The organism is Gordonia sp. X0973 (assembly GCF_013348785.1).
Taxonomy (GTDB): Bacteria; Actinomycetota; Actinomycetes; order Mycobacteriales; family Mycobacteriaceae; genus Gordonia.
Map to the genome: position 1 here is coordinate 1,749,739 of NZ_CP054691.1, position 23,959 is coordinate 1,773,697.

Sequence of the window (23,959 nt, forward strand, 5' to 3'; positions counted from 1 at the left end):
GTGCCGTTGCCCTATCGTGAGGTGATGGCGAGCACCCCGGCACGCGGTCGGCGCAGAAGAGCCCGTGTCCAGGACGTGCACGACCTGGCACAGGCGATGCCGTACGTGACCGTCGAGGCGGGATCGCAGGGCAACGAGGTCTATCAGGTCGGCGGCAAGTCGTTCGTGTTCTTCCGCAACCCACGACCCGATGCCGTGGATCCCGAGACCGGGGACAGGTATGACGACGTCATCGTGATCTGGGTCGGCTCCGATGAGGACAAGCTGGCGATGGTGCAGGACGAGGATTCCCCGTTCTTTACGACCCCGCACTTCAACGGGCATCCTTCGGTACTTCTGCGTGGCAGCCGTGTCGGCGAACTCGGTTACACAGAACTGGCGGAAGTCATTCAGGAGGCGTGGCTGTCCCGAGCGTCGAAGCGCCGCTCCCGGGCCTGGCTGGCCGGGCATGACCTCGCGGACTGACACGGTCACACGGGCCTCATCAGCACGTAGTCGTGCTCGATTCGGCCGTTGAGGTCGAAGGCCCTGGTCCCGATCCGGGTGAACCCGGACTTCGTGTAGAACCGCAGCGCCCGATGGTTCTCCTCGTTCACGCCCAACCAGGCGGCCGCGCTCTCCCGTTCCGCGGCGCGGCGCAGGGCGGCGCGCATCATCGCCCGCGACGGAGGATCGTCGGACCGGCCGCGATCGCCGTGGTGATCGGGCAGCACGTAGAACTTGGAGATCTCGGAGAGTTGCGAGTCGACCCGACCCGGCTGATCCCGGTCGCCGACGTCGGCGGGCAGCGCGCTGCCGTGGTGGACGACCGCGTAGCCGACGAATGCGCCGTCGGCGGCCGGACGCGCGACGAGGACGTCGGTGTCCGGATCGGCGATGTGCGCGGCGAACCGGTCGGCGCCGAGCACGCTGCGGATGTGCGCCGCGACGTCCTCGGGCGGCGAATGTGGGGGACAGGCGAGGGGGAAGGTGGTCGCCGCGAGCGACGCCAGGCGGTCGGCGGATGTGGGATCAGTCACAATTTCGACGACGGTCACCCCACAAGACTGCCAGTCGATCGGGTCGCGGGTGCCCACTCGGTGCCCTCGGGGTGCCCACTCGGCGGGGATGGGGTGCCCACTCGGCGCTCGGCCGGCGCGAGGGACGGGAGCGTCGGAATACGATCCGTGTGATTCCAGTCGGGGTGTTGTGACCAGCAGATTTGGCAATGGTTCGAAGGTCGGCTAGTGTTTCCACTCGCACCGCAAGCACGACGGGAAACCGGAATGCGAGCGGGTCGGAATGCGGATGTAGCGCAGTTGGTAGCGCATCACCTTGCCAAGGTGAGGGTCGCGGGTTCGAATCCCGTCATCCGCTCGAGGTGGGTTCCTCGTGGGGAGTTCCTCCCGGCGGAAACCTCGCATTGGTGGTGTGGCCGAGTGGTGAGGCAACGGCCTGCAAAGCCGTGTACACGGGTTCGATTCCCGTCGCCACCTCCACGAAAACGGTTCACCACCGATTTCACCACCCGCGCGATTAGCTCAGCGGGAGAGCGCTTCCCTGACACGGAAGAGGTCACAGGTTCAATCCCTGTATCGCGCACCACGGCCCTGCGAGTACGGGCCCCCGGTCCCATAGCTCAGCGGAAGAGCGCTCGCCTCACACGCGAGAGGTCGCTGGTTCGAACCCAGCTGGGACCACCACGCCTGACTCTTTCCACACCGCGGACCACTGCGCGCCGCGTCTGGGCGCCACCGATACGATCTAGGCAGCCGAAGTTCTATCGCTTGCCGTTGCGCCCGAATCCCCCGAGGAGCCCCGACCGTGTCGTCGCCAGTTGAGTCCGTTGTGCCCGCCACCGTCACGGTGCCGGCGGGGACGACCGCCGGCGCGGCGCTGCGCGAGGTCGACGCCCCGAACAAGGGGCCGCAGGCGGTCGTCGTGGTCCGCGACCCGGAGGGGAAGCTGCGCGACCTGGCCTGGGCCCCCGACGTCGAGACGGTCGTCGAACCGGTCGCCGCCGACACCGAGGACGGCCGCAGCGTCATCCGCCACTCGGCCGCCCACGTGCTGGCCCAGGCCGTGCAGGAGCAGTTCCCCGACGCCAAGCTGGGCATCGGGCCGCCCATCCGCGACGGCTTCTACTACGACTTCGACGTCGCCGAGCCGTTCACGCCGGAAGACCTTGCCGCGCTTGAGAAGTCGATGAAGAAGATCATCAAGTCCGGCCAGCGGTTCTCCCGCCGCGTGTACGGCACCCTCGATGAGGCGAAGGCCGAATTGGCCGGTGAGCCGTACAAGCTGGAACTCGTCGACGACAAGGGCGCCGGGGACGACCCGGAAGTGATGGAGGTCGGCGGCGGTGAGCTGACCGCCTACGACAACCTGAACCCGCGCAGCGGGGAGCGGATCTGGGGAGACCTGTGCCGCGGCCCGCACGTGCCGACCACGAAGTACATCCCGGCCTTCAAGTTGACCAGGAGCTCGGCCGCCTATTGGCGCGGCGACCAGGCCAACGCGGGTCTGCAGCGCATCTACGGCACGGCGTGGGAGAGCGTCGAGGCGATGGACCACTACCTCGACCTGCTGGCCGAGGCCGAGAAGCGCGACCACCGTCGACTGGGGGCCGAGCTGGACCTGTTCAGCTTCCCCGACGAACTCGGATCGGGTCTGCCGGTCTTCCACCCCAAGGGCGGCATCATCCGCAAGGAGATGGAGGACTATTCGCGGGCGCAGCACGTCGCGGCCGGCTACGAGTTCGTCAACACCCCGCATGTCACCAAGGGGCAGCTGTTCGAGACGTCCAAGCATCTCGAGTGGTACGCCGACGGGATGTTCCCGCCCATGCACCTCGACGCCGAGTACAACGAGGACGGAACGGTCCGCCGGCCCGGCCAGGACTACTACGTCAAGCCGATGAACTGCCCGATGCACAACCTCATCTTCAACTCGCGCGGGCGCAGCTACCGCGAGTTGCCGCTGCGGTTGTTCGAATTCGGCTCGGTGTACCGCTACGAGAAGTCCGGTGTCATCCACGGCCTCACCCGGGCCCGTGGGTTCACCCAGGACGACGCACACATCTACTGCGCGCAGGACCAGGTGGTCGAGGAATTGACCACCACGCTCCAGTTCGTGTTGGCGCTGCTCAAGGACTACGGCCTGGACGACTTCTACCTCGAGCTCTCCACCAAGGACCCGAAGAAGTACGTCGGCACCGACGATCTCTGGGAGGAGGCCACCGAGACCCTGCGCGGCGTCGCCGAGGCCTCCGGCCTGGAACTCGTGCCGGACCCGGGCGGCGCCGCCTTCTACGGTCCGAAAATCTCGGTGCAGGTCAAAGACGCGCTCGGGCGCACGTGGCAGATGTCGACGATCCAGCTGGACTTCTTCCTGCCCGAACTCTTCGATATGCAGTACACCGCCCCGGACGGCACCAAGCAGCGTCCGGTGATGATCCACCGCGCCCTGTTCGGCTCCATCGAGCGGTTCTTCGGAGTCCTGACCGAGCACTACGCGGGCGCCTTCCCCGCATGGCTGGCGCCCGTGCAGGTCGTCGGGATCCCGGTGGCCGAAACCTTCGCCGACCACCTGCAGTCCGTCGTCGGCGAGCTGCGGGCCAACGGCATCCGGGCCGAGGTCGACTACTCCGACGACCGCATGCAGAAGAAGATCCGCACGCATACGACGGGCAAGGTGCCGTTCATGCTGTTGGCCGGCGAGCGAGACGTGGAGGCCGGCGCCGTGAGCTTCCGGTTCCGCGACGGTACCCAGGTCAACGGCGTGCCGGTGGCCGATGCGGTCGCGCTGATCACGGGTTGGGTGGCCGACCGGCGCAACGATTCGCCGACCGCGTCGCTCGTCGCGCCGGACACGGGTCGCGGCGATGACTGACCTGCCCGATCGCGCAATCCACGACACGGCGCCGGGGGAGCCCGATCACCTCCAGCGCCTGTGGAGTCCGCATCGGTTGACTTACATCACTTCCGAGCCGCGCCCGGCCGGGGCCACCGGACACCCATTCCTGGACATCCCCAAGATGTCGGACGAGGACGGGCTGGTCGTCGCGCGGGGGGAGACCGTGTACGCCGTGCTCAACCTCTATCCGTACAACCCCGGCCACACGATGATCGTCCCGTACCGGCAGGTGGCCGAACTGGAATCGCTGACCGCCGCCGAGTCCGCCGAGTTGATGGCCTTCACCCAGAAGACGATCCGGGTGATCAAGGCGGTGTCGGCGCCCGACGCCTTCAACGTGGGCCTCAACCTCGGCGCCGCCGCGGGCGGATCGCTCTCCGAGCACATCCACCAGCACATCGTGCCGCGCTGGACCGGCGACGCCAACTTCATCACCGTCGTCGGGGACACCAAGGTCCTGCCGCAGCTGCTGCGCGACACGCGCCGGATCTTGGCAGACGAATGGAACCGGATCGGGGAGGGTGCGTGATCAGCTTCAACGGCGGCCGCCAGGCGATGTCCAAGGTGACCGATCCGATCGGCCGCGCGTTGCTGCGCATCGGCCTCACCCCGGACGCGATGACGATCATCGGCACCGTGATCTCGGTGGTCGCGGCCATCGTGCTGTTCGGCAACGGCTACCTGTTCGCCGGCGCGATGGTGTGCTGGGCCTTCGTAATGCTCGACATGGTCGACGGTGCGATGGCCCGTGCCCGCGGGTGGGGCACCCGGTTCGGCGCCGTGCTGGACTCCACCTGCGACCGGATCGCCGACGGCGCGATCTTCGGTGCGCTCGCCTGGTGGGCCGCGGTCGTGGCGCCCCACCGGCTGCTGCTGATCGCCACGCTGATCTGCCTGGTGACCTCCCAGGTCATCTCTTATGCCAAGTCGCGTGCGGAGGCGGCCGGGCTCAACGGCGACGGCGGGCTGATCGAGCGGCCCGAACGCCTCATCATCGGCCTCAGCGGGGCTGGGCTGACCGACTTCCCCGGATTGCACTGGACCTGGGCGATCCACGTCGCGATGTGGGCGTTGGCGGTGCTGAGCATCGTCACCGTCGGCCAGCGCATGTGGAGCGTTTACACCTCGCCCGGTGCCCGCGACCCGCTGCCGACCGGGGTACCCGAGGCGGCCGACGCCGATCCCGGCGCGCAGGAGGGCTGAGCGATGCTCGACGGGGTGCGCGACGGCCTCACCGACTTCGGGTACCGCGCCGGCTGGGCCGCGGTGCGCTACGCGCCCGAGTCCCTCGCCCGCGGCGTCTTCGACGGGGCAGGCACCATCGCGGGCCGGCGCGGAGGCGGTCCGCAGCAGTTGCGCCGCAACCTGGGACGCGTCCTCGGGGTGTCGCCGGAGGAGGTGCCGGACGGGCTCGTCGCGGCAGCGGTGCGCTCCTACGCGCGGTATTGGCGGGAGGCGTTCCGCCTGCCGAGCGAGGACCCGGCGCGGATCGTCGCCGAGACCGAGATCAGCGACGCGGACGCCGCCCTGGTGGACGAGTCCTTCGCGTCGGGCCGCGGAGTCGTCTACGCGCTGCCGCACTCGGGCAACTGGGATACCTGCGGGGTGTGGCTGGTGAACCGGTGCGGCTCCTTCTCCACCGTCGCGGAGCGGTTGAAGCCGGAGTCGCTGTTCGATCAATTCGTCGAGTACCGGGAATCGCTGGGCTTCGAGGTCTTCCCACTCACTGGCGGGGAACAGCCGCCGTTCCGCTCCCTCGAAGAGCGCCTGCGGGGCGGGGGCCTCGTCTGCCTGATGGGCGACCGGGATCTGTCCAGCCACGGCGTCCCGGTCACCTTCTTCGGCGAGCGCACACGGATGCCGGCCGGCCCGGCCCGATTGGCGCAGACCACCGGTGCCGTGCTGATCGCCGTGCACCACTGCTTCACCGGGCCGCGCACCTCGCGGATCCGGCTGACGCCGATCGAGGTCGGCGCGGCGGATTCGGTGGAGCAGGTCACCCAGCGCCTCGCCGACGCCTACCAGGCCGGCATCGCCTCGGCCCCGGCCGACTGGCATATGTTCCAACCCCTGTGGGAGGCCGACTGGAGCGAGGAGCGCCGCGCCCGCCTGGAGGACCACGGGTGAAGATCGGGATGGTCTGCCCGTACTCCTTCGACGTCCCCGGGGGAGTCCAGGCACACGTCGTGGAGCTGGCGCAGGTCTACATCGAGCGCGGCCACGAGGTCAGCGTCCTCGCCCCGGCCGGTTCCGACGTGGAGTTGCCCGACTACGTCGTCTCGGCCGGTCCGGCACTGGCGATCCCGTACAACGGCTCGGTCTCGCGCGTCACCTTCTCGCCGCACGCCTACCGCCGCCTGCGGCGCTGGATCGAGGAGGAGGCCTTCGACGTGCTGCACGTCCACGAGCCGAACGCGCCGTCGATCTCCATGCTCGCGCTGATGGTCGCCGACGGGCCGATCGTCACGACCTTCCACACCTCGACGACCAAGTCGCTGGTGCTGAGCGTCTTCCAGGGCGTGCTGCGGCCCTACCACGAGCGGATCAAGGGCAAGATCGCCGTCTCGGAGCTGGCACGGCGCTGGCAGATGGAATCGCTCGGGTCGGATGCGGTGGAGATACCCAACGGGATCAACGTGCCGTTCTTCGCCGATGCGGTGCCCCTCGACGGCTACCCGCGTCCCGGGCGCACGATCCTGTTCCTGGGCCGCTACGGCGAGCCGCGCAAGGGCATCGACATCCTGATGCGCGCGCTGCCGCGGATCGTCGAGTCCTTCCCCGACGTCACCGTCCTCATCGTCGGCGGCGGCAACGAGGCGGCGCTGCGCCGTCGGGCCGGCGAGCTGTCGGACCGACTGGTGTTCCTCGGCCTGGTCGACGACGCGACCAAGGCCAGGGCGCTGCGCTCGGCCGATGTCTACTGTGCGCCCAACCTCGGCGGCGAGAGCTTCGGGATCGTCCTGGTCGAGGCGATGGCGGCCGGTGCCGCGGTGATCGCCAGCGATCTCAACGCCTTCCGCCGCGTCTTGGACAACGGGCGCGCCGGGAAACTGGTGGAGGTCGGCTCGGGGGAGGCGCTCGCGCAGGGCGTCATCGACCTGCTTACCGACGACGGGGCCCGCGCGGAGCAGGTGCGGATCGGATCCGAACAGGCCTGGCGGTTCGACTGGTCGCGCGTCGCCGACCAGATCATGCGCGTATACGAGACCGTGACGGTGGCCACCGGCCCCGTGACGATCGCGGATTGACGACCGGGGGGACGAGGGCGAGTGGGCATCTGGATCACGGTGATCGGAATCGCGATGGCGGCGGCGATTCTGCTCTGGGCCTATCGCGTCGCCCATCGATTGGACCGCCTGCACGTCCGCACCGACCTGGCGCACCAGGCCCTGGTGGCTGCCCTCGATCGGCGGGCCGCGGTCGCGCGCACGGTCGCCGCGGCGCTGCGCTCACGCGATGACACCGCACTCGACGAGTTCGGCGTCGACATGGCGCGATTGGCCGATTGCGCGGAGTCGTCCTCGTTCGCGCGGCGGGAGAACCCGGAGAACGAGCTGTCGATCCTGCTGGGCAAGGTGGCCGCCGCGACGCGGGAGATCGTCCCGCCGCCCACCGAGTTGATCGCCGAGGTCGCCGACGCCCAGACCAGGGTGGTGATCGCCCGCCGGTTCTACAACGACGCGGTGCGCGACACCCGGGCCCTGGCACAGCGCCGACCGGTGCGCCTGCTGCGGTTGGGTGGCCGCGCACCGATGCCGGAGTACTTCGAGATCATCGAGCGGGTGGGCGCCTGAGCGGTGCGCCACCTGCCGGTCGGCCGCGCCGGACCGCTGCCCTAGACTGAGCGGGTACTGGTGATAGCAACTTTCAGGAGTGGGATTAGTGAGTGAGAACGTCGGCACCTCCCGGGTGAAGCGGGGCATGGCCGAAATGCTCAAGGGCGGTGTGATCATGGATGTGGTCACCCCGGAGCAGGCCAAAATCGCCGAGGATGCCGGCGCCGTCGCGGTGATGGCGCTCGAGCGGGTACCCGCCGATATCCGGGCCCAGGGCGGCGTCTCGCGGATGAGCGATCCGGACATGATCGACGGGATCATCAACGCGGTGTCGATCCCGGTGATGGCCAAGGCGCGCATCGGCCATTTCGTCGAGGCGCAGATCCTGCAGAGCCTCGGCGTCGACTACATCGACGAGTCCGAGGTGCTGACGCCGGCCGATTACGCCAACCACATCGACAAATGGGCCTTCACCGTGCCCTTCGTCTGCGGCGCGACCAACCTCGGCGAGGCCCTGCGCCGGATCACCGAGGGTGCGGCGATGATCCGCTCCAAGGGTGAGGCCGGCACCGGTGACGTGTCCAACGCGACCACCCACATGCGACAGATCCGCGACGAGATCCGCCGCCTCACTTCGCTGCCCGCCGACGAGCTCTATGTGGCGGCCAAGGAACTCCAGGCGCCCTATGAACTCGTCGTCGAGGTCGCCAAGGCCGGCAAGCTGCCGGTCACCCTCTTCACCGCGGGCGGCATCGCGACCCCGGCCGACGCGGCGATGATGATGCAGCTCGGGGCCGAGGGCGTCTTCGTCGGATCCGGCATCTTCAAGTCGGGCAACCCGGAGCAGCGCGCGGCCGCCATCGTGAAGGCGACCACCTTCTACGACGATCCCGACAAGCTCGCCGAGGTGTCCCGCGGTTTGGGCGAGGCGATGGTCGGTATCAACGTCGACGACATCCCGCAGCCGCACCGGCTCGCCGAGCGGGGTTGGTGATAGCCCGGGTGGACGCGCCCGAGTACGTCCGCGACGACGTGGCGGCCGGTTGCGACGAAACCGGCGGCCTGCGCCTGGAATGGGCGGTGGCGTGCAACGTCGGCATGGTTCGGGAGGCCAACGAGGACGCCGCGCTGGTGCGCCCCGGGCTCTTCCTGCTGGCCGACGGGATGGGCGGTCACGAACGTGGCGAGGTCGCCAGCGCCGTCGCCTTGGGCGTGCTCGCCGAACTGCCGGTGGGCGAGGGTCAGGACGAGACGCGGACCGCCGTCGACGAGCTGTTGGTGCAGGCGCAGGATGCCATCGCCGAGGTCGACACCGCATCGGACCGCCGCGCGGGGACCACGACGACCGGCGCCGTGCTGGTGACCCGCGACGACGCCCCGCACTGGCTGGTGTTCAACATCGGTGACTCGCGCACCTACTGTGTGCGCGACGGCGTGATGGAACAGGTCACCGTCGACCATTCGCAGGTCCAGGAGTTCGTCGACGCCGGGATGATGACGGCCGAGCAGGCCCGGGTCGATCCGCGTCGCAACGTCATCACCCGCGCCCTGGGCGCCGGGATGGTCACGCCGCGCGCCGACTTCTTCGTCTTCGAGACGGAGCCGGGCGATCAGCTGATGCTGTGCTCGGACGGCCTGACCGGCGAGCTGCCCGACGCCGAGATCGCGGACATCCTCGCGGGCTCGGCGACCGCGGTGGACGCCGTGGACGCGCTCGTCGAGGGCGCACTCGCACTCGGTGCGCATGACAACGTCACCGTCGTGGTCGTGCGGGTCGGCGCGGTCGGCGACGAGGGCACCGTCGACGGGGCCGGCGAGACCGAGGCCGGCGAAGACGAGCCTGACGACGACACCGGGACCGAAGAGAACGGGACCGACGACAACGGGGCCGACGGCGAGGCGGAATCCGCGGAAACCGACGGCACGACCGACGAGACCGATGCCTGACGCCTCTGCGGACGTTTACGTCGAATTCTGCGGAGAGCGGTTCGACGTCGATCCCGGAGGCCGCTTCACCATCGGTCGCGAAGGCGACCTCGCCGTCGACGACAACCCCTATCTGCACCGGCGGTTCCTGCTGGTCCACCGGGGCTCCGGCGGCCTGTGGTACCTCTCCAACGTCGGCACCCACATGTCGGCCTCGGTCACGGCTGCGGAGGTGGGCTTCCGCGCCGAGATCGCACCCGGGGTCAACCTCCCGCTCGTCTTCGGCCGCATGAGCGTGGTGTTCACCGCCGGACCGACGACCTACGAGGTCGAGATCCACGCCACCCCGGGGGAGAGGCCGGCGGCGCACACGACGACCGCGCCCTCCGGCGACACCACCGTCGGCGTGCCGAGCCTGACGGAGAGTCAGCGCCTGCTGATCCTGGTGCTCGCCGAGCCGATGCTCCGGCGGGACGGCAGTGGCGCCAGCGCCATCCCCAGCTCGGCCCAGGCGGCGGCGCGACTCGGGTGGTCGCTCACCAAGTTCAACCGCAAACTCGACAACGTCTGCGACAAACTCGACCAGATGGGCGTGTCCGGGATGCGGGCGGGCGGCGGCAAGCTGGCGTCGAACCGCCGCGCACGCCTCGTCGAGTTCGCCCTTTCCTCGCAGATGGTGTCGCGGGCCGACCTGCCGCTGCTGGACGAAGAGGCGCGACGCAACCTCCCCGCCGAGAGCTGACCCGGGTACCGACACGCCCAACCCCTTTCGATTAATGCGTTGACCTGCGCATACGACATGGGTAGTTCTCCCCATTTCCTGATCGCCGCCGCGGCCATACGGTCGTTTCCAACACCGGATGAACAACGTCCGGTGAGGCACGAGACAGGAGTTTGACGATGACCGCAGCCGCCCCGTGGAACCCGACCCACCACCGGATCGACGATGCCCGTCGCATGGAGGAAACGGCCCGTCGCCGCGCCGTGGAATCGGCCCGTCGCCGCGAGCAGGCCCTCGCCGACCTCGCCGCCCGCCGCATGGCCGTCCCCGGCCGCCCCTTCGCCGGTTCGGCTCCGCGGCCGGACTTGGAGTTCGGGGCCCGCGCGATCGGCCGGCTGCCCGGCGGCATCGTCGTCTTCGAGCGACCGGTGGAGGTCGATCCGGAAGCCGAGGCCGAGACCGCCCGCCTCACCGCCGCCGCGGACCTCGAACTGCCGCGCCCGACGCTCACCACCCGCGAGGTCGAGGTGCTGCGCACCTGGCTGCTGCTGGACTCGAAGCCGGCCGTCGCCGCCGATCTCGGCATCTCGCTGGGCACCGTCAACACCCACCTGACCCGGATCCGCGCCAAGTACGCCGACCTCGGGCGTCCGGCCCCCACCAAAGCGGGCCTGGTGGCCCGTGCCGTCCAGGACGAACTGATCTCGCTCGAAGAGCTGTAGCCGACCGGGGACTCATCCGAGTCCCCGGATCGTGGGGACGACTGAAACACAAGTCGAGGGGTCGACTGAAACACAAGTCGAGGGGTCGACAGCGGCTCGCTCCGCCCATACCGGGTCGGGGCTGGCCGCTTTCGTCGGTGATAATGGGTCCGTGCCGACCATTGACGAGATCCTGCGCGTGGAGCGGATCGAAACCGACATCTTCCGCGGCCCCGCCTATCCGAGCGTGCTGCGCCGAACCTTCGGCGGTCAGGTCGCGGGGCAGGCCCTCGTCTCGGCCACCCGGACCGTGCCGGTCGAGTTCGGCGTCCACTCGCTGCACGGCTACTTCCTGCGGCCCGGCAACCCGGACATGCCGACGGTCTTCCTCGTCGACCGGATCCGCGACGGCCGCTCGTTCGTCACCCGCCGGGTCACCGGCGTCCAGAACGGCGAGGCGATCTTCTCCATGTCGGCCTCCTTCCACGTGGGCACCGACGAGGGGATCGAGCACCAGGACCGGATGCCGTCGGTGATCGGCCCGGAGGAACTCGCCGACCGCCGCGACACCGGGACCGACGACGACCGGCGGCTCTTCGCCGAGTGGGAGAACTTCGACATCCGGATCGTGCCGCGCGACCAGATGGAACTCTCCGCCGATCTGGCGGCACAGCAGCGCGTGTGGTTCCGCTACCGGCACCGCCTGCCCGACGACTACGTCTCACACGTCTGCGTGCTCGCGTACATGAGCGACATGACGCTGCTGGGCTCGGCCTCGTCGATCCACCGCGACGAGCGGGTCCAATCCGCCTCGCTCGACCACGCCATGTGGTTCCTCCGGCCCTTCCGCGCCGACGAATGGCTGCTCTACGACCAGAACTCCCCGGCCGCGGGTCACGGCCGCGCCCTGACCCAGGGGCGTCTCTTCGACCAGCGGGGCAGACTCGTCGCCGCGGTGACCCAGGAGGGGTTGGCGCGGATCATCGGCGACCCGAGCGTCCAGGGGATCCCGATGAAGACCGAGGAGTCGTGACGGCCCCGACGATCGGGGTTCTCGCCGTCCAGGGGGATGTCCGCGAACACGTGGCCGCACTGCGCGCGGTCGGCGCCCAGACCCGCCCGGTCCGGACCCCCGACGAACTGGACGGCCTGGACGGGATCGTGCTGCCCGGCGGCGAGTCGACGACGATCTCCAAGCTCCTCACCGTCTTCGAACTCGAGAAGCCGCTGCGGGCGGCGCTCGCCGACGGACTGCCCGCATACGGCTCGTGTGCCGGCATGATCATGTTGGCCTCCCGGATCCTCGACACCCGTCCCGACGCCTGCCATCTGGACGCCCTCGACATCACCGTCCGGCGCAACGCCTTCGGTCGGCAGGTCGAATCCTTCGAGTCCGACCTCGAGTTCGCCGGGATCACCGACCGGCCCGAAGCCGCGCCGATGCGCGGCGTCTTCATCCGGGCCCCCTGGGTGGAGGAAGCCGGCCCCGGGGTGACGGTGCTGGCGACGGTTCCGGCCGGTGCGACGCCGGAGGGACGGGCCGACGGGCGGATCGTCGCCGTGGCCCAGGGCTCGGTGCTCGCCACCTCCTTCCATCCGGAGGTCACCGGCGACCTGCGGGTGCACGAGTACTTCGTCGAGATGGTGCGGCACTGATCTCCGGAGGCCCGGGTAAACTGTCTCGCCATGAGCGGACACTCCAAATGGGCGACCACCAAACACAAGAAGGCTGTCATCGATGCCAAGCGCGGCAAGATGTTCGCCAAGCTGATCAAGAACATCGAGGTCGCGGCCCGCACCGGCGGCGGCGACCCGGCCGGTAACCCGACGCTCTACGACGCGATCCAGAAGGCCAAGAAGTCCTCGGTGCCCAACGACAACATCGAGCGGGCGCGCAAGCGCGGCGCGGGCGAAGAGGCCGGCGGCGCCGACTGGCAGAACATCACCTACGAGGGTTACGGCCCCAACGGCGTCGCGATCCTCATCGAATGCCTCACCGATAACCGCAACCGCGCCGCGGGCGAGGTTCGCACCGCGATGACCCGCAACGGCGGCAACATGGCCGACCCGGGCTCGGTCTCCTACCTCTTCACCCGCAAGGGAGTGGTGACCCTGGAGAAGGCCGGGCAGAGCGAGGACGACGTCCTGATGGCCGTCCTCGACGCCGGGGCCGAGGAGGTCAACGACCTGGGGGAGACCTTCGAGGTCGTGAGCGAGCCGACCGATCTGGTCGCGGTCCGCACGGCGCTGCAGGACGCGGGAATCGACTACGACTCGGCCGAGGCCGACTTCCGGGCCTCGGTGGAGGTCCCGGTCGACGCGGACGGCGCGCGCAAGGTCTTCAAACTGATCGACGCGCTCGAGGACTCCGACGACGTGCAGAACGTCTACAGCAACGTCGACATCTCCGACGACGTGCTGGCCCAGCTCGACGAGGACTGATCCGCCGGGGAGCGTGTCGCTCCACCGTGCCGTCGGTGCGGCCTTCTAGAATCTCGAACAGTTGTTCGCGACGCGCGGCGTCGGGAACGGGTGGACGAGGCCGGTTGGAGGGCGCATGCGTGTGATGGGGGTGGACCCCGGACTGACCCGGTGCGGGATCGCGCTGGTCGAGTCCGGCGCGGGCCGGGCGGTGACCGCGCTCGACGTCGACGTGGTGCGCACCCCGCCGACGATGGACCTCGCCGACCGTCTGCTCGCCGTGCACACCGCGGCAGTCCACTGGCTCGACACGCACCGCCCGGAGGTCGTGGCGATCGAGCGGGTGTTCGCGCAGCAGCAGGTCAGCACCGCGATGGGTACCGCGCAGGCCGCCGGTGTGGTGGCCCTCGCCGCCGCCCAGCGCGACATCCCGGTGCGCTTCCACACGCCCAGCGAGGTGAAAGCCGCCGTCACCGGCTCCGGTCGGGCGGACAAGGCGCAGGTCACGACGATGGTCACCAGGATCCTGGGGATGCAGACCCGGCCCAAACCGGCCGACGCGGCCGACGCCCTCGCCCTGGCGATCTGCCAGTGCTGGCGCGGTCCGATGGACGACCGCATCGTCGCGGCCCAGGCCAAGGCCCAGGAGTTGGCCCGTGCGCATCGGGCCAAGCTGAAGGCGGCCCACGCCGCGGCGCTGGAGGCCCGGCGATGATCGCGTCGGTGCGGGGGCCGGTGGTCGACGTCGCGCTCGACCACGTCGTCGTCGACTGCGCCGGCGTCGGGTACCGCGTCCTGGTCACACCGGCGACCATCGCCACGCTCAAGCGCGGCGCGGAGACCACGCTGCTCACGACGATGATCGTGCGCGAGGACTCGATGACGCTGTACGGCTTCACCGACGGGGCGGCGCGCGACCTGTTCGTCCTGCTGCAAACGGTGACCGGCGTCGGACCTCGCCTGGCGATGGCGGCGTTGGCGGTCCACGAACCGGCCGAACTCGCCGCGGCCCTCTCCTCGTCGAACACGAAGGCGCTGACGGCCGTGCCCGGTATCGGCAAGCGCGTCGCCGAACGGCTCGTCGTGGAGCTGCGCGACAAGGTCGGGGTCGTCGCCGGCGGGTCGTCGTCGCCGTTGTCGTCGGGCACCACGGTGGGTGCCGAGGTGACCGAGGCGCTGATCGGGCTCGGCTTCGCGGAGACCGCCGCCGACAAGGCCGTGGCATCGGTTCTGGCACAGACACCCGACGGCGATTCGGCGACCGTGCTGCGTGCGAGCCTGGCGCTGTTGGGCAAGAAGTAGGGGGGCGATGACGATGGATTCCGGCGACGATGACGCAGAGCGCACCTTGAGCGCGGGACGGCTGTCGGCCGACGGCGAACTCGACGCCAATCTGCGGCCGCGCTCGCTGGCCGACTTCATCGGGCAGGCCAAGGTCCGCGAACAGCTCGAACTGGTGCTGCGCGGCGCCAAGGGCCGCGGCGGCACCCCGGACCACATCCTGCTGTCCGGTCCGCCCGGCCTGGGCAAGACGTCGCTGGCCATGATCATCGCCGGCGAACTCGGTTCGGCGATCCGGGTGACATCGGGCCCGGCCCTGGAGCGCGCGGGGGACCTGGCCGCGATGCTGTCCAACCTCGTCGAGGGCGACGTCCTGTTCATCGACGAGATCCACCGCATCGCGCGGCCCGCCGAGGAGATGCTGTACCTCGCGATGGAGGACTTCCGCGTCGACGTCGTCGTCGGCAAGGGGCCGGGGGCGACGTCGATCCCGCTCGACGTCGCACCCTTCACCCTGGTGGGCGCGACCACCCGGTCCGGAGCACTGACCGGTCCGCTGCGGGACCGGTTCGGTTTCACCGCGCATATGGAGTTCTACGAGACGGACGAGTTGGTCGCGGTGCTGACCCGATCGGCGCGGATCCTGGGCGTCGACCTCACCGACGAGGCGGCCGCCGAGGTGGCGAGCCGGTCGCGGGGCACCCCGCGCATCGCCAATCGGTTGCTGCGCCGCGTGCGCGACTACGCCGAGGTGCGCGGCGACGGATCGGTGACGCTGCCCATCGCCCGCGCCGCCCTGACCGTCTACGACGTCGACGAGCGCGGTCTGGACCGCCTCGACCGCGCCGTGCTCTCCGCACTGGTGCAGGGGTTCGGTGGCGGCCCGGTCGGGGTCTCGACGCTGGCCGTCGCGGTGGGCGAGGAGCCGGCGACCGTCGAGGAGGTGTGTGAGCCCTTCCTGGTCCGCGCCGGATTGATCGCCCGCACCCCGCGCGGACGGGTCGCGACGGCGGCGGCATGGCACCATCTGGGCCTCGTCCCGCCGGCCGGTGCGCTGAACGCGACCTGGGGCGTGCGGGCGCGCGGTGACGAACCGAACCTGTTCGACGAGTACGAGTGACGCGTCTGGCAGACTGGTCGCCATGAAGGGCATGGAATTACTGATCCCGGCGATGCTGGTGCTCATGGGGGCGATGCTGTTCTTCGGCACCCGTAAGCAGAAGAAGCAGATGCAAGAGATGCAGGAGATGCAGGCCTCGCTGGTCACCGGAACCCGGATCCAGTTGATGTCGGGGCTCTTCGGCACCGTCATCGACGCCAACGAGGACTTCGTCGACGTCGAGACCGCACCGGGAGTCGTCGGACGCTGGAACAAACTCGCCGTGCGCGGCGTCGTTCCCGTCGACGAGGCCGCCGACACCTACGTCGGCGTCGGCCTGGTCGACGACGCACCCGCCGACCACGCGGGTGACGAAACCCCGGCTGCCGGCACGAGCGGCGCGGAGTCGGGTGCGACCTCCGACGACGCGGCCGACGAGAAATAACTCAGGAGAACCGAACCACTGTGACCACTCCGCGTCGTCCCGCGGCGAGGCGAACCAGTTCGCGGGAAACCCCGCCCTGGCAGCCGCTGCTCGCCTTCTTCGCCCTCCTCGGCATCGTCTTCGGCCTGGTGTTCTTCACCGGTGACCGCAAGCCGGAGCCCAAGCTCGGTATCGACCTGCAGGGCGGCACGCGCGTCATCCTGACGCCCCGCACGCTGGACGGGAAACGTCCGGACAAGGACCAGCTGGAGAAGGCGCGCCAGATCATCCAGCAGCGCGTCGACGGCCTCGGCGTCGCCGGCTCGGAGGTCGTGATCAGCAGTGACAACCTGATCATCACCGTGCCGGGCGACGACGGACGCCAGGCCCGCAACCTCGGGCAGACCGCCCGGCTCTACATCCGGCCCGTGGTGAAGAGCCCGGCCGGGCAGGACGTCGTGATGAACGCCGTCCCGCAGCCGCCGAAGAAGGCGGACGACACCGTGCCGACGCCCGAGCAGCGTCGAGCCGCCATCGACGAGCAGCGCAAACTGCGGCAGGCGCCGAAGGATGCCACTCCCCAGCAGCTGGCCGCGTTGCAGGCGCATATGCCGAAGATGAACTGCGACCCGAAGGCCGACGACCCGCTGGCGGGTAACGACGATCCCAACGCCTATCTCGTCGCGTGCAGCACCGACGGCAAGCAGGTCTACCTGCTCGAGCCGATGATCATCGACGGCGCCGACATCGGGAAGGCCGGCGCGAACCTTTCGACGCAGACCAATCAGTGGACCGTCGCCCTGGACTTCAAGAGCGGATCCCCGGCCCACAAGTTGTGGCCCGACTACACCGGTCAGCACCGGGGGACCATGACGGCGATGACCCTGGACTCCCGGGTGGTCTCGGCTCCGGTGATCCAGAGCCAGATCAACGCGGGCACCGAGATCTCCGGCGGACGTGACGGCTTCACCGAGGACGGCGCGCGGGAGCTGGCCAACGTGCTCCGATTCGGCTCGCTGCCACTGTCCTTCGAATCGTCGAACGCCAGCACGGTCTCCTCGACGCTGGGCCTGTCGGCCCTGCGCGCGGGCCTCATCGCCGGCCTGGTCGGGTTCATCGCGGTCCTGATCTACGCCCTGGCGTACTACCGCATGCTCGGCATCCTGACCTTCATCTCGCTGGTCCTGGCCGCCGCCATGTCCTACGGGTTGATCGTGCTACTCGGCCGGTGGATGGGCTTCACCCTCGACCTCGCCGGTGTGGCGGGTTTCATCATCGGTATCGGTATGACGGCCGACTCCTTCGTGGTCTACTTCGAGCGCATCAAGGACGAGATGCGCGAGGGGAGATCCTTCCGCTCCGCGGTGCCGCGCGGCTGGGCCAGCGCTCGGCGCACGGTGTGGACCGGCAACGCGGTCAGTCTGATCGCGTCGGTGGTGATCTACGTCCTCGCCGTCGGATCGGTCAAGGGCTTCGCCTTCACCCTGGGACTCACGACCATCCTCGACGTGCTGATCGTCTTCCTGGTCACCCACCCGCTGGTGGTCCTCGCGAGCCGCTCCGCCTTCCTGTCCAAGCCGTCGGTCAACGGCCTCGGCGCCGTCAGCGATGTGGCGCGCGAGCGCCGCGCCGCCGCCCGCGCGGCGGTGGGCCTGGCCCCGTCCGATGACGGGCCGGCCCCCGCGGACCCGAACCCGGCAGACAACCGCTCCGGCGCCACCCGAGGAGGCCGACGATGAGTTTCAGCAGAGGCGGCCCCGGCAGCGACAGCGTCGACGGTCTTTCCAAGCGCGCGACCGGCGACGGCGACGATCCGTTGCTGCCCGCCGGCTTCCGCATCAACCGTGATCGCGGCGAAGCGGTGGAGGCGGCGGACACACTGGTCGCCGATGCCGACTTCACCGCCGACGCGAACCGGTCGTTCCTGTCGCGGCTGTACACCGGCACCGGCGCCTTCGAGGTGGTCGGCCACCGCAAGCGCTGGTACATGGTCACCGGCGTGATCCTGGCGATCTGCCTCCTCTCGATCCTGCTCCGCGGCTTCACCTTCGGAATCGACTTCCAGGGCGGAACCCAGGTGTCGCTGCCCGCGACCGACTCCTCGGTGACGGTGCCGCGCGTCGAGAAGGTGTTCACCGAGGTCCTCGGCAAGGCGCCCGAGATGACGCAGACCGCCGGCTCCGGTGCGGCCAAGACCATCCAGGTCCGCGTCGAGCATCTCGACGAGGCCCAGGCGAACAAGCTGACCGACGCCATCGTTGCGGAGTTCTCGCCCGCGCTGACCCGTTCGAACGTGTCCTCGGACGACGTGAGTTCGACGTGGGGGTCGGAGATCACCCGCAAGATGGTGCTCGCGCTGGTGGTGTTCCTGGTGATCGTGACGATCTACATCGCCATCCGCTTCGACAAGGAGATGTCGATCGCCTCCCTGGCGTCGCTGTTCTTCGACGTGATCGTCACCGCCGGCGTCTATTCGATCGTCGGCTTCGAGGTCACCCCGGCCACGGTCATCGGCCTGCTCACCATCCTCGGTTTCTCCATCTACGACACGGTCGTCGTGTTCGACAAGGTCGAGGAGAACACCAGATCCTTCATGCGGACCTCGCGTCGCACCTATGCCGAGCAGGCGAACCTGGCGGTCAACCAGACGCTGATGCGGTCCATCAACACGACCGTCATCTCGATTCTGCCGATCATCGCGCTGATGGTCATCGCCGTCTGGATGCTCGGCGTCGGCACCCTGCAAGACCTGGCGCTCATCCAGCTGGTCGGCGTCGTGGTCGGCACGTTCTCCTCGGTCTTCCTGGCCACGCCGATGCTGGTGAGCCTCAAGGAGCGCAATCCCGACATCGCCGCCCATACCCGCAAGGTGTTGGCGCGCCGGGCCGGCACGGAGACGAAGGCGGTACCCGCCGCGGCTCGTCGGGGGGCGCGTCACGCCCTCGCGGACGGCGAGGGCGAGGCGGGGCAGGCGCGTCCGACCGGAAAGCGGCGTCGCTCGCGCTAGTCTGGCCATCGTGCGAAACATGATGCGCCCGAAAGCGATCGGTGTGCTCGCGGCGGCGGCGCTGCTCGCCGTGCCAGTACTCGCCGGTTGCGGGGCCGACCAGAACAGGCCGCTCTACTACCGGACCGACGCGCGTCTGAGCACCTACAACGCCGCGAGCGCCAAGGGCAACTCCGACGGCGTGCTGATGGCGTTCGCCCGGGTCCAGGGCGGCTTCAACGCGATGGGACCGCAGGGCCAGACGATGTCCGACCGCGACATCGGCGAGGTGGCACAGCAACCCGGCCCGGTACTGACACTGCGCTACACCTTCTCGGCGAAGGCGGTGTTCTCCGACGGGACGAAACTCAGCTGCGACGACCTGCTGCTCTCCTGGGCCGCGCAGAGCGGCCGGTTCAAAGGCTTCGATGCCGCGACCACCGCCGGTTACCGCGACATCGACCGGGTCGATTGCGCGGCCGGCGAGCCCAGCGCCACGGTCTACTTCCTCAAGGGCCGCGACTATCGAGACTGGCGCTCGCTGTTCGGCGCGGGGACGTTGCTGCCGGCGCATATCGTCGCCCAGGACGCCGGGGTTCCGTCCGTCGTCGACCCCATCCGCAAGCGCGACCCGGCCGTCCTCGCCGCCATCGCCAAATCGTGGAATACCGGCTTCGACCTTCCGACCGGTCGGCTCGACCCGAAGCGATTCGTCTCCTCCGGCCCGTACCGGGCCGACTCCTTCGATCCGAAGACCGGGCTCCGACTGGTCCGGAACGAGGCGTGGTGGGGCGAGCCGGCGGCGCTCGCCAGCATCGTCGTCTTCGGGCGCAACACCGACACGGCGGCGCGGGCCGCGGCCGGCGGTTTCGAGGTCACCGATACGACCGCTGGTATCGAGCCGCCGTCGGAGAAGGGCGGCAATCCCGAGTCGCCGAAGATCGCGCCGTCGGCCGGCGCCCTCTCCACCGAGCAGCTCGTCCTGGCGTCGCGCGGCCCGCTGGGCCCCCCGCCGGCCCGCCAGGCCTTCGGCGCCTGCGTGCCGCGCGATCAGCTGGCGCGCTCGTTCGGCTACGGGTCGCAGCCGTGGAACCTGCACGTCTACCCGCCCGCGGGCGACCTGGCCGATCCGATCAACGGCCAATTCGGCCAACGCTTCGCCCGCGCCGACATTCTCCGGTCCCGGGACCAGCTGAAACAGCGACCGCCCGGCCCGAACGGGGAACCGGCACCGCCGCTGCGGGTGCGCATCGGCTATCTCGGCCCCGACAACCGCCATCAGCAGATGGTCGCCGCGATCGCGGACTCCTGCCGACGCGCCGGGATCGACGTGGTGGACGCGGGCAGCCCGACCGTGTCGGTCGGCGACCTGCGCGCCGGGAAGCTCGACGTGCTGTTGCTGAACTCCGGGGCGAGTTTCGCCGCGTCGGGAGCCGCGGAGGCGGTCCGGGACTCGTATTCGCTCTACGGCGGCGACCCGCTCAACATCGGCGACTTCAACGATCCGGCGGCGACCGAGGCGGTGGCCAAGTTCGCGGTCGCCGAGGTGGCCGGCGACCAACTCGCGCTGTCGCGGACGATGGAGGCCGCGGCGTGGCGGGGGTTGTCGGCGCTGCCGTTGTTCGCGACGCCCCGCGAACAGGTCTGGTCGGAGAAGTTGACCGGCGTCATCAGCGGTCGCGGACGCGTCGGCACCGGCTGGAACATGGACCGGTGGATGCGCAAGTGAGCGCCGATGCCGCCGCGGCCATTGCCTCGCTGACCCGCTCGGTCGCCGATTTCCCGGTACCCGGGGTCGTGTTCTCCGACCTGACGCCGGTCTTGGCCGATCCGGCGGGCTTCGCCGCGGTGGTGACGGCACTGGCCGAGGCCGCCGAGGGGGCCGAGGCGGTGGCGGGTATCGACGCGCGCGGCTTCCTCCTCGGCGGCGCGGTGGCCCACCACCTCGGCGTTGGCGTCATCGCCGTGCGCAAGCAGGGCAAACTTCCGCCGCCGGTGCTGTCGGCCAGCTACGACCTGGAGTACGGCACGGCGACGCTGGAGATCCCCGCCGACGGGATCGACCTCCGCGGGAAGCGGATCCTGGTGATCGACGACGTGCTGGCCACCGGCGGGACGATCGCCGCCGCGGCCGGACTCCTGCAGTCGGCGGGCGCCACCGTCTCGGCGGTCGCCGTGGTGCTCGAACTCGTCGACCTCGGTGGTCGGGCCGCGCTGCGCCGCGCGCTGGCCCCCGACGCCGCCGTCCATGCGCTGAGCGCCGGGTAGATCGCGGTTCTCCCGTCTAAACTGGTCACACAGCCAGCGAGAGGAGCGCGCGTGGACGACGCGACGAGGACCGAGGCCGCCGCCGGAGTCCCGCTGCCCCTCGGGGCGGTCGACGACCCGGATACCGAACCGTCGGCCCAGGCCGCCCCGGTTGCGGTGGGCCCGGTCGCCGAGGGTGCGGTGGCACCGTCGTCGGCGACGCGCCGCGTCCGCGCCCGTCTGGCCCGCCGCATGACGGCGACCCGGTCGTCGGTCCGCCCGGTTCTCGAGCCGTTGGCGGCGTTGCACCGCGAGGTGTACCCCAAGGCGGACGTGACGCTGCTGCAACGCGCCTACGACATCGCCGAGGCGCAGCATGAGGGCCAGTTCCGCAAGTCCGGTGATTCCTACATCACGCATCCGCTCGCCGTCGCGACGATCCTCGCCGACCTCGGCATGGACACCACGACCCTCGTCGCGGCGCTGCTGCACGACACCGTCGAGGACACCGGCTACTCGTTGGAGCAGCTCACCGAGGACTTCGGTCCGGAGGTCGCGCATCTCGTCGACGGCGTCACCAAACTCGACAAGGTCGCCCTCGGCACGGCCGCGGAGGCCGAGACCATCCGCAAGATGATCATCGCGATGGCCCGGGATCCGCGCGTGCTCGTCATCAAGGTCGCCGACCGGCTGCACAACATGCGCACGATGCGGTTCCTGCCGCCGGAGAAGCAGGCCCGCAAGGCTCGGGAAACCCTCGAGGTCATCGCCCCGCTGGCCCACCGGCTGGGGATGGCGACGGTCAAATGGGAACTCGAAGACCTCTCCTTCGCCATCCTGCACCCCAAGCGGTACGAGGAGATCGTGCGCCTGGTGGCCGATCGCGCCCCGTCGCGCGACACCTACCTCGCCCGCGTGCGCGACGACGTGAACGCCGCCCTCGGCGCGGCCCGGCTGTCGGCGGTCGTGGAGGGCAGGCCCAAGCACTATTGGTCGATCTACCAGAAGATGATCGTCAAGGGCCGCGACTTCGACGACATCCACGACCTCGTCGGCATCCGCATCCTCTGCGACGACGTCCGCGACTGCTATGCGGCGGTCGGCGTGGTGCACTCGCTGTGGCAGCCGATGGCGGGCCGGTTCAAGGACTACATCGCCCAGCCGCGCTACGGCGTCTACCAGTCGCTGCACACGACGGTGATCGGCCCGGAGGGCAAGCCGCTGGAGGTGCAGATCCGCACCACCGACATGCACCGGACCGCGGAGTTCGGGATCGCGGCGCATTGGCGGTACAAGGAGAGCGGCTACCGCGATCGCAAGGGCCACAAGCGGGCCGAGCTGGCCGAGATCGACGACATGGCGTGGATGCGGCAGCTCCTCGACTGGCAGCGGGAGGCGGCCGATCCGGGGGAGTTCCTGGAATCGCTGCGCTACGACCTCGCCGTCAAGGAGATCTTCGTCTTCACGCCGAAGGGTGACGTGATGACGTTGCCCACCGGTTCGACCCCGGTCGACTTCGCCTACGCGGTGCACACCGAGGTCGGCCACCGCTGCATCGGTGCGCGGGTCAACGGCCGGTTGGTGGCGTTGGAGCGCAAACTCGACAACGGCGAGGTCGTCGAGGTCTTCACCTCCAAGGCGCCCAACGCCGGGCCGTCGAAAGACTGGCAGAACTTCGTCGTGTCGCCGCGCGCGAAGACGAAGATCCGGCAGTGGTTCGCCAAAGAGCGCCGCGAGGAGGCCCTCGACACCGGCAAGGACGCGATCGCCAAGGAGGTGAGGCGCGGCGGACTGCCGCTGCAACGCCTGCTGACCAGCGAGAACATGAGTTCCGTCGCGGCCGAGCTGCGCTATCCCGATGTCACCGCCCTGTACACGGCGGTGGGGGAGAACCAGGTGTCGGCGCACCGGGTCGTCACGCGCCTGGTCGCCCAACTCGGCGGCCTCGACAGTGCCGAGGAAGAACTCGCGGAGATCACCACCCCGTCGACGATCCCGCCGCGCCGGCGTTCCGGCGGGGATGCGGGCGTCGTGGTCGAGGGCGTCGACAACGTGCTGATCAAGCTCGCGAAATGCTGCACGCCGGTGCCGGGGGACGAGATCCTCGGCTTCGTCACACGCGGCGGCGGGGTGAGCGTGCACCGGACCGACTGCACGAATGCCGAGTCGCTGCGGGAGCAGGACGAGCGGCTCATCGACGTGGTCTGGGCCCCGTCGGATTCCTCGGTGTTCCTCGTCGCGATCCAGGTGGAGGCCCTCGACCGCCACCGGCTGCTGTCCGACGTCACGAAGGCGCTGGCCGACGAGCGGCTCAACATCCTCTCGGCATCGGTGACCACCAACAACGACCGCGTGGCGGTCAGCCGGTTCACCTTCGAGATGGGCGACCCGACGCACCTCGGGCACGTGTTGAACGTCGTGCGCAACATCGAGGGCGTCTACGACGTCTACCGCGTCACGTCAGCCGCGTAGCTCGCGGAGCG

The 23,959-nt window shown here is 69.6% G+C and carries 24 protein-coding genes and 4 tRNA genes; 27 read left to right on the forward strand and 1 reads right to left on the reverse strand.

What is annotated here, in order from left to right; translation table 11 throughout:
- Positions 1 to 24: 24 nt before the first annotated feature.
- A complete protein-coding gene (locus HUN08_RS08580) occupies positions 25 to 465 on the forward strand; it encodes an MmcQ/YjbR family DNA-binding protein (protein WP_124246318.1) in 441 nt (146 codons plus the stop codon).
- 5 nt (positions 466 to 470) lie between these two features.
- Here HUN08_RS08580 and HUN08_RS08585 read toward each other — a convergent pair whose 3' ends face one another.
- Complete coding sequence (locus HUN08_RS08585; RefSeq protein WP_124246319.1) at positions 471 to 1,037, reverse strand: GNAT family N-acetyltransferase; 567 nt, start codon at positions 1,035 to 1,037, stop codon at positions 471 to 473.
- Positions 1,038 to 1,283: 246 nt separating this feature from the next.
- Between HUN08_RS08585 and HUN08_RS08590 the strand changes: the two genes are divergently transcribed.
- From HUN08_RS08590 to HUN08_RS08715, 26 genes are all read left to right on the forward strand, one after another.
- Positions 1,284 to 1,356 (forward strand) — tRNA-Gly (locus tag HUN08_RS08590).
- Positions 1,357 to 1,404: 48 nt separating this feature from the next.
- Positions 1,405 to 1,478, forward strand: a tRNA-Cys gene (locus HUN08_RS08595).
- Positions 1,479 to 1,509: 31 nt separating this feature from the next.
- Positions 1,510 to 1,584 (forward strand) — tRNA-Val (locus HUN08_RS08600).
- Positions 1,585 to 1,607: 23 nt separating this feature from the next.
- Positions 1,608 to 1,682: transfer RNA gene (locus HUN08_RS08605), tRNA-Val, on the forward strand.
- A 121-nt stretch (positions 1,683 to 1,803) separates the two neighbouring features.
- Positions 1,804 to 3,870 carry a threonine--tRNA ligase gene (gene thrS, locus HUN08_RS08610; protein WP_124246320.1) on the forward strand — a complete coding sequence of 689 codons (2,067 nt, stop codon included), beginning with the start codon at positions 1,804 to 1,806 and terminating at the stop codon, positions 3,868 to 3,870.
- A complete protein-coding gene (locus tag HUN08_RS08615) occupies positions 3,863 to 4,423 on the forward strand; it encodes an HIT domain-containing protein (RefSeq protein WP_124246321.1) in 561 nt (186 codons plus the stop codon). The genes thrS and HUN08_RS08615 overlap by 8 nt, the downstream gene beginning before the upstream one ends.
- The gene (gene pgsA, locus HUN08_RS08620; protein ID WP_124246322.1) at positions 4,420 to 5,097 is read left to right on the forward strand and encodes a phosphatidylinositol phosphate synthase; all 678 of its coding nucleotides are present in this window, start codon (positions 4,420 to 4,422) and stop codon (positions 5,095 to 5,097) included. The genes HUN08_RS08615 and pgsA overlap by 4 nt, the downstream gene beginning before the upstream one ends.
- Before the next feature lie 3 nt (positions 5,098 to 5,100).
- Positions 5,101 to 6,021, forward strand: coding sequence for a phosphatidylinositol mannoside acyltransferase (locus HUN08_RS08625; RefSeq protein ID WP_124246323.1), 921 nt, complete (start codon positions 5,101 to 5,103; stop codon positions 6,019 to 6,021).
- Positions 6,018 to 7,142, forward strand: coding sequence for a glycosyltransferase family 4 protein (locus HUN08_RS08630; protein ID WP_124246324.1), 1,125 nt, complete (start codon positions 6,018 to 6,020; stop codon positions 7,140 to 7,142). The genes HUN08_RS08625 and HUN08_RS08630 overlap by 4 nt, the downstream gene beginning before the upstream one ends.
- Positions 7,143 to 7,163: 21 nt before the next feature.
- Positions 7,164 to 7,688, forward strand: a complete 525-nt coding sequence (locus tag HUN08_RS08635) for an NUDIX hydrolase (RefSeq protein WP_124246325.1) — start codon at positions 7,164 to 7,166, stop codon at positions 7,686 to 7,688.
- 88 nt (positions 7,689 to 7,776) lie between these two features.
- Positions 7,777 to 8,664 carry a pyridoxal 5'-phosphate synthase lyase subunit PdxS gene (gene pdxS, locus HUN08_RS08640; protein WP_124246326.1) on the forward strand — a complete coding sequence of 296 codons (888 nt, stop codon included), beginning with the start codon at positions 7,777 to 7,779 and terminating at the stop codon, positions 8,662 to 8,664.
- 8 nt (positions 8,665 to 8,672) lie between these two features.
- Positions 8,673 to 9,617 (forward strand): PP2C family serine/threonine-protein phosphatase, encoded by a 945-nt coding sequence (locus HUN08_RS08645; RefSeq protein ID WP_301546950.1) that lies wholly within the window; start codon positions 8,673 to 8,675, stop codon positions 9,615 to 9,617.
- On the forward strand, positions 9,610 to 10,338 hold the full coding sequence (locus HUN08_RS08650) for a hypothetical protein (RefSeq protein WP_124246327.1): 729 nt from the start codon (positions 9,610 to 9,612) through the stop codon (positions 10,336 to 10,338). The genes HUN08_RS08645 and HUN08_RS08650 overlap by 8 nt, the downstream gene beginning before the upstream one ends.
- A 158-nt stretch (positions 10,339 to 10,496) precedes the next feature.
- Positions 10,497 to 11,039, forward strand: coding sequence for a LuxR C-terminal-related transcriptional regulator (locus HUN08_RS08655; protein WP_124246328.1), 543 nt, complete (start codon positions 10,497 to 10,499; stop codon positions 11,037 to 11,039).
- 151 nt (positions 11,040 to 11,190) lie between these two features.
- Complete coding sequence (locus HUN08_RS08660; RefSeq protein WP_124246329.1) at positions 11,191 to 12,051, forward strand: acyl-CoA thioesterase II; 861 nt, start codon at positions 11,191 to 11,193, stop codon at positions 12,049 to 12,051.
- The gene (pdxT, locus tag HUN08_RS08665; protein ID WP_124246330.1) at positions 12,048 to 12,674 is read left to right on the forward strand and encodes a pyridoxal 5'-phosphate synthase glutaminase subunit PdxT; all 627 of its coding nucleotides are present in this window, start codon (positions 12,048 to 12,050) and stop codon (positions 12,672 to 12,674) included. The genes HUN08_RS08660 and pdxT overlap by 4 nt, the downstream gene beginning before the upstream one ends.
- 30 nt (positions 12,675 to 12,704) lie before the next feature.
- Positions 12,705 to 13,460 carry a YebC/PmpR family DNA-binding transcriptional regulator gene (locus HUN08_RS08670; protein WP_124246331.1) on the forward strand — a complete coding sequence of 252 codons (756 nt, stop codon included), beginning with the start codon at positions 12,705 to 12,707 and terminating at the stop codon, positions 13,458 to 13,460.
- A gap of 115 nt (positions 13,461 to 13,575) precedes the next feature.
- Positions 13,576 to 14,154: a crossover junction endodeoxyribonuclease RuvC gene (gene ruvC, locus HUN08_RS08675; protein WP_124246332.1), complete on the forward strand. Its 579-nt coding sequence runs from the start codon at positions 13,576 to 13,578 to the stop codon at positions 14,152 to 14,154.
- Positions 14,151 to 14,741: a Holliday junction branch migration protein RuvA gene (gene ruvA / locus HUN08_RS08680; protein ID WP_124246333.1), complete on the forward strand. Its 591-nt coding sequence runs from the start codon at positions 14,151 to 14,153 to the stop codon at positions 14,739 to 14,741. The genes ruvC and ruvA overlap by 4 nt, the downstream gene beginning before the upstream one ends.
- A 7-nt stretch (positions 14,742 to 14,748) precedes the next feature.
- A complete protein-coding gene (ruvB, locus tag HUN08_RS08685) occupies positions 14,749 to 15,840 on the forward strand; it encodes a Holliday junction branch migration DNA helicase RuvB (protein WP_124246334.1) in 1,092 nt (363 codons plus the stop codon).
- Between the two features lie 31 nt (positions 15,841 to 15,871).
- Entirely contained in the window at positions 15,872 to 16,264 is a 393-nt protein-coding gene (gene yajC, locus HUN08_RS08690; protein WP_124246621.1) for a preprotein translocase subunit YajC, read from the forward strand.
- Between the two features lie 20 nt (positions 16,265 to 16,284).
- A complete protein-coding gene (secD, locus tag HUN08_RS08695) occupies positions 16,285 to 17,982 on the forward strand; it encodes a protein translocase subunit SecD (protein WP_124246335.1) in 1,698 nt (565 codons plus the stop codon).
- A complete protein-coding gene (gene secF, locus HUN08_RS08700; protein ID WP_124246336.1) occupies positions 17,979 to 19,250 on the forward strand; it encodes a protein translocase subunit SecF in 1,272 nt (423 codons plus the stop codon). The genes secD and secF overlap by 4 nt, the downstream gene beginning before the upstream one ends.
- Positions 19,251 to 19,269: 19 nt before the next feature.
- Positions 19,270 to 20,958, forward strand: a complete 1,689-nt coding sequence (locus HUN08_RS08705; RefSeq protein WP_124246337.1) for an ABC transporter substrate-binding protein — start codon at positions 19,270 to 19,272, stop codon at positions 20,956 to 20,958.
- Positions 20,943 to 21,497, forward strand: a complete 555-nt coding sequence (locus HUN08_RS08710; RefSeq protein ID WP_124246338.1) for an adenine phosphoribosyltransferase — start codon at positions 20,943 to 20,945, stop codon at positions 21,495 to 21,497. Before HUN08_RS08705 ends, HUN08_RS08710 begins: the two co-directional genes overlap by 16 nt.
- 93 nt (positions 21,498 to 21,590) lie before the next feature.
- Positions 21,591 to 23,948, forward strand: coding sequence for a bifunctional (p)ppGpp synthetase/guanosine-3',5'-bis(diphosphate) 3'-pyrophosphohydrolase (locus tag HUN08_RS08715; protein WP_124246622.1), 2,358 nt, complete (start codon positions 21,591 to 21,593; stop codon positions 23,946 to 23,948).
- The last annotated feature ends 11 nt before the right edge of the window (positions 23,949 to 23,959 follow it).

What these genes read in the sequence shown, in the direction of transcription:
- HUN08_RS08580 (WP_124246318.1), top strand. Translation starts at nt 25, where the DNA reads ATGGCGAGCACCCCGGCACGCGGTCGGCGCAGAAGAGCCCGTGTCCAG.
- HUN08_RS08615 (WP_124246321.1), top strand. Translation starts at nt 3,863, where the DNA reads ATGACTGACCTGCCCGATCGCGCAATCCACGACACGGCGCCGGGGGAG.
- HUN08_RS08625 (WP_124246323.1), top strand. Translation starts at nt 5,101, where the DNA reads ATGCTCGACGGGGTGCGCGACGGCCTCACCGACTTCGGGTACCGCGCC.
- HUN08_RS08650 (WP_124246327.1), top strand. Translation starts at nt 9,610, where the DNA reads ATGCCTGACGCCTCTGCGGACGTTTACGTCGAATTCTGCGGAGAGCGG.
- HUN08_RS08655 (WP_124246328.1), top strand. Translation starts at nt 10,497, where the DNA reads ATGACCGCAGCCGCCCCGTGGAACCCGACCCACCACCGGATCGACGAT.
- HUN08_RS08670 (WP_124246331.1), top strand. Translation starts at nt 12,705, where the DNA reads ATGAGCGGACACTCCAAATGGGCGACCACCAAACACAAGAAGGCTGTC.
- ruvC (WP_124246332.1), top strand. Translation starts at nt 13,576, where the DNA reads ATGCGTGTGATGGGGGTGGACCCCGGACTGACCCGGTGCGGGATCGCG.
- ruvA (WP_124246333.1), top strand. Translation starts at nt 14,151, where the DNA reads ATGATCGCGTCGGTGCGGGGGCCGGTGGTCGACGTCGCGCTCGACCAC.
- ruvB (WP_124246334.1), top strand. Translation starts at nt 14,749, where the DNA reads ATGACGATGGATTCCGGCGACGATGACGCAGAGCGCACCTTGAGCGCG.
- yajC (WP_124246621.1), top strand. Translation starts at nt 15,872, where the DNA reads ATGGAATTACTGATCCCGGCGATGCTGGTGCTCATGGGGGCGATGCTG.
- secF (WP_124246336.1), top strand. Translation starts at nt 17,979, where the DNA reads ATGAGTTTCAGCAGAGGCGGCCCCGGCAGCGACAGCGTCGACGGTCTT.
- HUN08_RS08705 (WP_124246337.1), top strand. Translation starts at nt 19,270, where the DNA reads ATGATGCGCCCGAAAGCGATCGGTGTGCTCGCGGCGGCGGCGCTGCTC.